The organism is Haladaptatus sp., assembly GCF_049589095.1.
GTDB lineage: Archaea > Halobacteriota > Halobacteria > Halobacteriales > Haladaptataceae > Haladaptatus.
The window spans coordinates 1-5888 of sequence record NZ_JBAWAC010000578.1; the positions used below are offsets into that span (position 1 = coordinate 1).

Consider the following 5888-nt stretch of genomic DNA (forward strand, 5'->3'; position numbering starts at 1 on the left):
GCGATAGCATGAAGCGGGTCCCACACCAAACGTTGGAAATGACCCGTATGGAACGCACTGTCACCGTCGTCCCCGAGGCCGGACTGCACGCCCGACCAGCATCGCGCTTCGTCACGACCGCCAACGAGTTCGAATCGGATATCACGGTCGCCCTCGCGGACGGCGACGCGGTCAACGCCCGAAGCATGCTGTCGGTGACGACGCTCAACGCGCGGCAAGGAGACGACGTTAGACTCGTCGCGGAGGGGGACGACGCCGAAGACGCCCTCGACGCGCTGGAGGACGTGCTCACCACGCCGGAGGATGGGGAAGCGTGACGACCGAACTCTCCGGAATCGGCGTGACGCCGCGCGCCGGTGTCGGTGGGGTCGTTTGGTACCGCGGAGCGACTGACCTCCCCGACCCGCCGGACCCGACGACGGTCGATCCCGAGGAAGAACTCGCGGCGTTCGAGGCCGCGCAAGCGACCGCACACGAGGAACTCGAACGGGAGCGGGAGCGAGCGACCGACCGCGTCGGCGAGGATGAAGCCGAGATTTTCGACGCGCATCGCGCGTTCGTCGACGACCCCGAAATCGTCGGCGGCATCGAGGCGGCCATCGAGAACGGCCTTCCGGCACCACACGCGATCCAGCGTGCGTTCACCGATCCGATCGCCCGATTCGAGAACTTGGAGGGTTCGATGTCCGAACGGGCCGACGACCTGCGCGACGTGCGCGACCGACTCCTGCGAATCGTCACCGACGGCGACCGCATGGACCTCGGCGACCTTCCCGATGGATCGATACTCGTCGCGGAACGGCTCACGCCGAGCGACACGGCCCAACTCGACCCGGACGTGCTGTCCGGGTTCGCGACCATCTTCGGCGGGCGAACCTCGCACGCCGCGATCTTCGCCCGCTCGCTCGGCATTCCCGCCGTCGTCGGCGTCGGCGACGAACTCGCACAGGTCGGCGACGGCCGGGAACTCCTGGTCGATGGCGAGAACGGCGTCGTCGTCATCGATCCCGACGAGGACGCGAAGCGCCGAATCGCCGACGCCGAAACGTCCGTCATCGACGACCACGTTTCGACGGCGGACGGGGAGGAAATCGAAGTCGCGGCGAACGTCGGGACGCTCGCGGAACTCGACGTCGCGGCCGAACAGGGTGCCGACGGCATCGGCCTGTTCCGAACCGAATTCCTGTTCCTCGACCGCGACGCGCCGCCGGACGAGGACGAACAGTACGAGGCGTACACCGAGGCGTTGGCCGCATTCCCGGACGAGCGGTGCGTCGTCCGAACGCTGGACATCGGCGGCGACAAGCCGATTCCGTACCTCGATGCGCCGGACGAGGCGAACCCGTTCCTCGGCGAGCGCGGGATTCGGCGCTCGCTCGGCCCGGATTCGGACCTGTTCGAAACCCAACTGCGCGCCCTGCTGCGCGCGGCCGCGGACGATTCGGCGGGAACTCTCGCCGTAATGTTCCCGCTCGTCGCCAGCGTCGAGGAACTCGACGCGGCGCTCGCGCGGGTCGAAACTGTCGCCGAGGAACTGGACGAAGAAGGCGAATCGTTCGACGTGCCCGAACTCGGCGTGATGATCGAGACGCCCGGCTCAGTGTTCATGGCCGAATCGCTCGCCGAGCGCGTGGAGTTTCTGAGTATCGGGACGAACGACCTCACGCAGTACGTGATGGCCGCGTCGCGTGAAAACGAGCGAGTCTCGGACCTCCACGACCCGCGCTATCCGGCCGTCCTCCGGGCGATTCGTCGGACGGTCTCGGCGGGACACGAGGGCGACGCGTGGGTCGGCATGTGCGGCGAGATGGCTGGCGACCCCGACCTGACGGAACTGCTCGTCGGTCTCGGCCTGGACGAACTCAGCATGAGCGCGATAACCGTACCGGACGTGAAAGCGAACGTCGGGGATATCGACACCGAGACGGCGCAAGAACGCGCCGAGCGGGTTCTCGCCGCCGAAACGCGCGAAGAGGTCGCCGAGTTGCTGTAAATCTCTTACAATTTCGAAATCTCTCCGGCTTCTTCCGCGGCCTCCAACACCGATTCGACCGTGGCCTTCGGACTGTTGGCCGTGACCGCCGCGTTGACCGCGCCCTCCAGAATGGGCGCGTCGGCGATTTCCGCCTCGACGTCGGCCATCTCGATGGCGAGTTCGGTGTTCATCACCGCACTGCCCAGATCGACGAGGACGACGACGCCGTCCTCGTCGGCGAGCGAATCAAGCGCCTCCTGAATCACGGGCGTGCTCGTTCCCAGACCGCCGTCCGGGTCGCCGCCGACCGCCTCGATGGGAACGTCGCCCGCCATCTCGGCGGCGACCTCCCGAATCCCCTTCGCGGCCTGCTCGCTGTGGGAGACCACGACGAGTCCGATCATTCGGACCCCTCCGTTCCGTCGCCGTCGGCCGCCTCGGGTGTCGCTTCCTCGTCCGGTACCGTCGGCGATGTCGCGTCGGCTTCGAGGTCGCCGTCGCCGAGGTGGGAAACGGCGGTTTCCTGAATCGCTTCGAGCATGAACAGGGTGCTCGTCGCGCCGGGGTCCTGATGGCCGACCGACCGCCAGCCCAGATACGACGCCCGACCCTTCAGCGCGCGAATCGGCGTCGTGAAGTTCACGCCGCGCTCCGCGGCGTCGACCGCCTTCGTCAGCGCCTCCACCGGTTCGAGGTCGTCCTGCTCGATGGATTTCTTGTAGGTATGGACGGCGGGCGTCAGTGCGTCCACCATCGTCTTCGCGCCGACCGGCGCGTCCCCTCTGTCCTGCACCTTCTCCAGGAACGCCTCGGCGAACGCCACCGTTGTTTCCGGTGTCAAACCGTCCGCCAGTTCCGCGCTAGCGCTCATGAACGACCCGCCGTACAGCGGCCCGGCGGCCCCGCCGACCTCCGAGATGAGCGTCACGCCGACCGTCTTCACGATGTCTGCCGGTTCAGCGTCGTCCATTCCGTCCGTCTTCTCCAGAACGGCCTGGAACCCGCGGTTCATGTTCGCCCCGTGGTCGGCGTCGCCGATGGCCGAGTCGAGGTCGGTCAGGTAGTCCTTCTCGTCCGCCATGCGCTCGGCGACCCGTTCGATTGCCGTGAGCACCGCCTCGCGTTCCGTCGCTGTGTCTGCCATTGTTTCCTGATATCACGCATCCTATCGGGGTAAACCTTCGCTCGTGTCGGGCCACGGTGGTATGACATCGAGAAGGCTATCACCATCTCTGTGTGGGACCGTGCCACCATCTTTATGACCTGAGCATGTACTCAATGTGCAACGGCCGAGTGATTACACACTATGCGTCCACTGCCGGTCATTTGCGGTCCCTCGGCAGTCTAGTGGCATTCCATTCGTGTGACGGAAGGACTCACGCGGAGCGCATCACACAGTTCACGCTCGCTCCACGCTACCATGACCGTCCCAACGCGCCGATCCGACAGTGACCAGAACAGTGACGAGAAGGAACACGACGATACGTCGGTCACGTACCATTTCGTCTGTGGGTTCTGCGACGAGGTGTTAGAGACCGAATCCATCGACGGAATGTACGACCGAGGCACGGCACATCTCGAAGATCACAGAAACGATTTGCTGGTGTCGTTCGTCAACGGACCTCGACAGAACCGCTGTGAAACCGACTGCGGGTACGTTTTCCCTATCGACATAGACAGCGTTGATGGTTTCGAGTGTCCCGAATGTGGGCACGATAATTTCGGCTCGCTCGCGAGACGACATCTCTACTGGGAGATGGAACTGGTGTAGATCGACTCTCGTTCCATTCTACAGGCGGAGCAGGCCGAGTGCCTCGGGGCTTGACCCCGAGGCGGTTCACTCGATTCGGCTGGAGTAGTTCAAAACCCAGTTTTCGCCTACGTCACCGTCAAAGCGGTCGTTTCCACCGGATGCGACAGAAGCTCCTTCAGTTCGTCGTCCAGTTCCAACACCGTCACCGAACAGCCCTGCATGTCGAGCGAGGTCATGTAGTCGCCGACCCACGCGTTCCACGTCTCCAGCCCCTCGTCTTCCAGTATCGACTGGAGTTTCCGGTTCACGATGTATAGTTCCGACAGCGGCGTCCCGCCCATCCCGTTGACGATGGTGGCGACCTCCGTTCCGGGGTCGAGGTCGAGGTCATCGAGGACGTTTTCGGTGAGTCGCTCGGTGATGTCGTCCGCCGAGGTCATGTCCACGCGTTCGACGCCGGGTTCGCCGTGAATCCCGATGCCGAGTTCGATCTCGTCGTCGCCCAAATCGAAGGTGGGTTCGCCCTTCTCGGGCGTGATGCAGGACGTGAGCGCGGTTCCCATCGTCGCTACGTTGTCGATGACCTTCTGGGCGACCCGCTGGACTTCGTCCAGATCGCCGCCCTCGTCGGCCATCGCGCCCGCGACCTTGTGGACGAAGATGGTTCCACAGACGCCGCGGCGACCGGAGGTGTACAGCGAATCCTCGACGGCGACATCGTCGTTGACGACGACCTGTGCGACCTCCACGTCGGATTCCATCTCCGCTAGTTCCCCCGCCGTCTCGAAGTTCATCACGTCGCCCTCGTAGTTCTTGATGACCATGAGGACGCCCTCGCCGCCGTCACAGGCCTGTACCATCTCGCTGACCTCGTCGGCGGTCGGCGAGGTGAACACCTCGCCCGCCGCCGCTCCGTCGAGCATTCCGGGACCGAGGTAGCCCGCGTGCGTCGGTTCGTGTCCACTCCCCCCACCGCTGACGACGGCGACCTTTCCTTCGATCGGGGCGTCGTTCCGAACGAGGACGTTCGAGTCCGGCAGTCGACGAACCTCGTCCGGGTGCGCGGCGACCATCCCGTCCAACATCTCGTCCACCACGGCGGATGGTTCGTTGATGAGTTTTTTCATGCGTCGTGTTACCATCTACACGCTGGCGCATAAGGGTTCCTTCGGACGGAACGACCCGCCCTCAGTCCAGCAGTTCCATCTCGTCGTCCGAGAGTTCGATGTGCGAGGCGGCGACGTTCTCGTGGAGGTGCTCCACGCTCGATGTGCCCGGAATCGGGAGCGTGACGGGCGAGTGATGGAGCAACCATGCCAGCGCGATTTGCCGCTCGGAGGCGTCGTGTGCGTCCGCGACTTCTTCGAGCGCTTCTTCCTTGTCGCCGAGGTCACCCGCGCCGAGCGGGAACCACGGGATGAATCCGATGTCGTACTCCTCACAGGCTTCGAGCACGTCCTCCGAATCGCGGTTGCCGACGTTGTACTGGTTCTGTACCGTGGCGACGTCCACGATGTCGCGGGCTTCCTCCAACTGCTCGACGGAGACGTTGCTCAACCCGACGTGGTTGACCTTTCCCTCGTCTTTGAGTTCCGCGAACGTGTTGACGGCGTCCTCGAAGGGAACGTCGGGGTCCGGTCGGTGGTACTGGTAGAGGTCGATGGTGTCCACCTTGAGCCGGTCGAGACTGCCCAAAATCGCGTTGCGGATGTAGCCCGGTTCGCCACATTTCGGCCACGAGCCGTCGCGGTCGTCCCGCCAGAGACCGCCCTTCGTGGCGACGACGAGGTCGTCCGGGTAGGGATGCAGCGCTTCGCCGATGAGTCGCTCGCTCACGGCCGGGCCGTAGGAGTCGGCGGTGTCGATGAAGTTCGTCCCCGTCGAGACGACCTCGTGGAGGACGCGTCGGGCCTCCTCCTCGTCGTCCGGCCGACCGATGACGTCCTCGCCCGTGAGACGCATCGCACCGTACCCCAGTCGGTTGACGGTCAGTTCGCCGCCGATGTCGAACGTATCGCTCTCGTTTTCGAGCGTCATATCGAGAGAGGTAACCGCCCAGGAGGTAACTTCTTTTGGCAAACAGTGTCGTTTGCCGCTTCGTCCGGATCCCGAAAACCCGAACTCCCGCTGGTGGTTTCGCGGTTCGTCCGTAGTATATTC

At 64.4% G+C, this 5888-nt stretch carries 7 protein-coding genes; 3 read left to right on the forward strand and 4 right to left on the reverse strand.

Features of this window, described 5'->3' with window-relative positions; all coding sequences use genetic code 11:
* Positions 1-47: 47 nt before the first annotated feature.
* Both ptsH1 and ptsP read left to right on the forward strand, forming a co-directional pair.
* On the forward strand, positions 48-317 hold the full coding sequence (gene ptsH1, locus WBV42_RS18010) for a phosphocarrier protein HPr (protein WP_423987247.1): 270 nt from the start codon (positions 48-50) through the stop codon (positions 315-317).
* Positions 314-1993 (forward strand): phosphoenolpyruvate--protein phosphotransferase, encoded by a 1680-nt coding sequence (ptsP, locus tag WBV42_RS18015; RefSeq protein ID WP_423987248.1) that lies wholly within the window; start codon positions 314-316, stop codon positions 1991-1993. The genes ptsH1 and ptsP overlap by 4 nt, the downstream gene beginning before the upstream one ends.
* Before the next feature lie 5 nt (positions 1994-1998).
* Here ptsP and dhaM read toward each other — a convergent pair whose 3' ends face one another.
* Both dhaM and dhaL read right to left on the reverse strand, forming a co-directional pair.
* Positions 1999-2379, reverse strand: coding sequence for a dihydroxyacetone kinase phosphoryl donor subunit DhaM (dhaM, locus tag WBV42_RS18020; protein ID WP_253227865.1), 381 nt, complete (start codon positions 2377-2379; stop codon positions 1999-2001).
* Positions 2376-3119 carry a dihydroxyacetone kinase subunit DhaL gene (dhaL, locus tag WBV42_RS18025; RefSeq protein WP_423987249.1) on the reverse strand — a complete coding sequence of 248 codons (744 nt, stop codon included), beginning with the start codon at positions 3117-3119 and terminating at the stop codon, positions 2376-2378. Before dhaL ends, dhaM begins: the two co-directional genes overlap by 4 nt.
* Before the next feature lie 276 nt (positions 3120-3395).
* On the opposite strand from dhaL, the gene WBV42_RS18030 reads away from it, so the two are divergent.
* On the forward strand, positions 3396-3746 hold the full coding sequence (locus tag WBV42_RS18030; protein WP_423987250.1) for a hypothetical protein: 351 nt from the start codon (positions 3396-3398) through the stop codon (positions 3744-3746).
* 107 nt (positions 3747-3853) lie between these two features.
* Here the strand turns inward: WBV42_RS18030 and dhaK are convergent, their stop codons facing one another.
* Entirely contained in the window at positions 3854-4855 is a 1002-nt protein-coding gene (dhaK, locus tag WBV42_RS18035) for a dihydroxyacetone kinase subunit DhaK (RefSeq protein ID WP_423987251.1), read from the reverse strand.
* A gap of 61 nt (positions 4856-4916) precedes the next feature.
* Positions 4917-5765: an aldo/keto reductase gene (locus WBV42_RS18040; protein WP_253227861.1), complete on the reverse strand. Its 849-nt coding sequence runs from the start codon at positions 5763-5765 to the stop codon at positions 4917-4919.
* Between the last annotated feature and the right edge of the window lie 123 nt (positions 5766-5888).

Bases quoted from the DNA above. Each gene is read 5' to 3' on its own strand.
- dhaM (WP_253227865.1), bottom strand. From the start codon at position 2,379: ATGATCGGACTCGTCGTGGTCTCCCACAGCGAGCAGGCCGCGAAGGGG.
- WBV42_RS18030 (WP_423987250.1), top strand. From the start codon at position 3,396: ATGACCGTCCCAACGCGCCGATCCGACAGTGACCAGAACAGTGACGAG.
- dhaL (WP_423987249.1), bottom strand. From the start codon at position 3,119: ATGGCAGACACAGCGACGGAACGCGAGGCGGTGCTCACGGCAATCGAA.
- ptsH1 (WP_423987247.1), top strand. From the start codon at position 48: ATGGAACGCACTGTCACCGTCGTCCCCGAGGCCGGACTGCACGCCCGA.
- dhaK (WP_423987251.1), bottom strand. From the start codon at position 4,855: ATGAAAAAACTCATCAACGAACCATCCGCCGTGGTGGACGAGATGTTG.
- WBV42_RS18040 (WP_253227861.1), bottom strand. From the start codon at position 5,765: ATGACGCTCGAAAACGAGAGCGATACGTTCGACATCGGCGGCGAACTG.